The sequence below is a fragment of the Dietzia sp. UBA5065 genome, from assembly GCA_002415925.1.
Classification (GTDB): Bacteria; Actinomycetota; Actinomycetes; order Mycobacteriales; family Mycobacteriaceae; genus Dietzia.
In genome coordinates this window covers 1-643 of record DIAZ01000177.1, presented here as the reverse complement: position 1 = coordinate 643, position 643 = coordinate 1, and the positions used below count along the sequence as shown (strand labels likewise).

The 643-nt window shown below is 70.6% G+C and carries 1 protein-coding gene; it reads right to left on the bottom strand.

Annotation, left to right across the window (positions count from 1 at the left end):
- Positions 1 to 594: DEAD/DEAH box helicase (locus B4M60_RS14520; RefSeq protein WP_291085718.1), on the bottom strand; the 594-nt coding region annotated here is incomplete at its 3' end.
- Positions 595 to 643: the final 49 nt, after the last annotated feature.

The following is a 643-nucleotide window of genomic DNA, read 5'->3' as shown; positions in this document are numbered from 1 at the left end:
CTCCTGCACCCCGGCGAGGACGTACTCGAACGACAGGGGAACGGGCCGGTCGGTGCCGCCGACGAGGGTGGACTCGCGCCCGGTGCGGCGGCGCAGGTCCTCGAGCAGCCAGTCCACGTCGCCCAGCGTGGCGGACATCAGCAGGAACTGCGTGTCGGGCAGCTCGATGAGCGGGACCTGCCAGGCCCAGCCCCGGTCGGGATCCGAGTAGTAGTGGAACTCGTCCATCACCACCTGGCCGATGTCCGCGTCGGCCCCCTCGCGGAGGGCGATGTTCGCGACGATCTCGGCGGTGGCACAGACGATCGGGGCGTGCGGGTTCACCGACGCGTCGCCGGTGAGCATCCCCACGTTCTCGGCGCCGAACACCGTGCACAGCGCGAAGAACTTCTCGCTGACCAGGGCCTTGATCGGGGCGGTGTAGTAGCTGCGGACCCCCCTGGCCATCGCGGAGAAGTGCGCGCCCAGCGCCACGAGGGACTTGCCCGAGCCCGTCGGGGTGGCCAGGACGACGTGACTGCCCGCCGCTACCTCGAGGACCGCCTCCTCCTGCGCCGGGTACAGACTGAGGCCCTGATCGGCGGCCCAGGCCACAAAGGCGTCGAAGACCGCCTCCTCATGGAGGTCGGAGGGGACGTCGTCC